The following is a 1413-nucleotide window of genomic DNA, read 5'->3' as shown; positions in this document are numbered from 1 at the left end:
CGAACACCTGTCAGAATAAGCAAACGCAAAGCCAGTTGTGTTATGGTTGATGCTTCACAGAGTGTTTTATAAAAAGCGGGAACATCTTTCCAATCCATTGCAGGTAAGTTTTTGATTTTATGGCGTTGTTTGCCTAAGAGAGCGCGTGCTTTTTCTACTGCTTGTAAATCAACATCTAAACCCAAAGCAGCCGCATGTTTGAGACAAAGATTGAGACGAATGATAGCTCTACGCGCTGTAACAGCTTTTGTATGCCAGATAGGGGCAATAGTGTTGCGTATCTCAGTTTGTGTAATCTCAGAAACCGGCAGACAACCTAATTTAGGGAGAATATGAAGGCGTAAAGGTGTAAACCATTTACCATTTTTACCATCACCTTTTAATTCAGCTTTACGACTTTCAAAAGCATCCACGGCAATATCTTTTAAATAATGGAGATTGCTTATTGCTTCACGCTTTTGTTTATTGCATTCTTTAATGGGGTCACGACCCTCACGTAAAACCGAACGCCACCCAGTTGCCAATTCACGGGCTTGTTTTAAAGAGACATCTCGCAACGCTCCCAATCCCATTTCACGACGACGACCATGAATGGTATAACGATAAATCCATTGAGCACCTCCATCTTTACGCTTATGAAGAAGCAAGCCGGCACCATCATTATATTTGCCAGCCCCCAATGTTGCGACAGATCTTGCATTAAGACGGTTCATAAGAGCCATTTTTTAATCCTTTCTTATACAAATTTGATCCACACACTCATCCCACTTGTTATGTGCAAATGAGTGGTTTTGATTGATTCAAGATAAACAGATTTGAAATGAGAGAATCTTCCGTTATTCGGGATTCTAACTCAATATGAATAACGCTAGATTATCATTATAAATCAATATCTTGTATCGGTAATGCCGTCCCCTTATAATGGTTTGAACTTCATTGAGTTCACCACTTTGAATAAAGGGACGCGTGCCATAAAACACCACGCTTTGTTGTTCCTCTTTGCCGCGAGATCTGTCAATTGCAAAGGGTAAACCACTTTCATGCTTCATATTAAAACCTCAATAAAATCTTGAATTGTTCGCGAACATCGGCACGCAAAGGAATAGTGACAGGCGTTTTGAGTATCTCTACACCACCACGTAGTTCACCAAATCCTAACCAAAGTTTGCCAGGAGGGGTTTGTTGTGCAAGACAGCCATGAACGAGAAGGGAAACAGAGGCGGCTTGTTTGTCCTCAACATCTTCAAAATCTGTGCGGGCTGCAAGAAACAACAGAGTGCCGGTTGGGGAAGGGTTAAATTTGTTTCCACAATGGCTGTACACACCATCCAAAGCCTGTTCGACAGGCGCTACAGCATAGCATCTGCGATACCCAATCACGCTATTTTGGCTGTCTCTTAACACGAGATAAAG

At 41.8% G+C, this 1413-nt stretch carries 2 protein-coding genes and 1 pseudogene; all 3 read right to left on the bottom strand.

The features are described from left to right. Positions 1–722, bottom strand: a 722-nt coding sequence (locus ACFILA_RS09485) for a tyrosine-type recombinase/integrase (protein WP_375661118.1), incomplete at its 3' end; no start/stop codon positions are given. 126 nt (positions 723–848) lie between these two features. After that, a complete protein-coding gene (locus ACFILA_RS09480) occupies positions 849–1049 on the bottom strand; it encodes a hypothetical protein (RefSeq protein WP_375661119.1) in 201 nt (66 codons plus the stop codon). 1 nt (position 1050) lies between these two features. Next, positions 1051–1413 (bottom strand): annotated as a pseudogene (locus ACFILA_RS09475) (phage tail protein); the annotation flags it as partial.

The organism is Bartonella sp. CL71SXKL, assembly GCF_042194935.1.
GTDB lineage: Bacteria > Pseudomonadota > Alphaproteobacteria > Rhizobiales > Rhizobiaceae > Bartonella.
This window is presented reverse-complemented; position numbering and strand designations above follow the sequence as displayed.

Coding starts and splice junctions, on each gene's coding strand:
- ACFILA_RS09480 (WP_375661119.1), bottom strand. CDS start 1,049: ATGAAGCATGAAAGTGGTTTACCCTTTGCAATTGACAGATCTCGCGGC.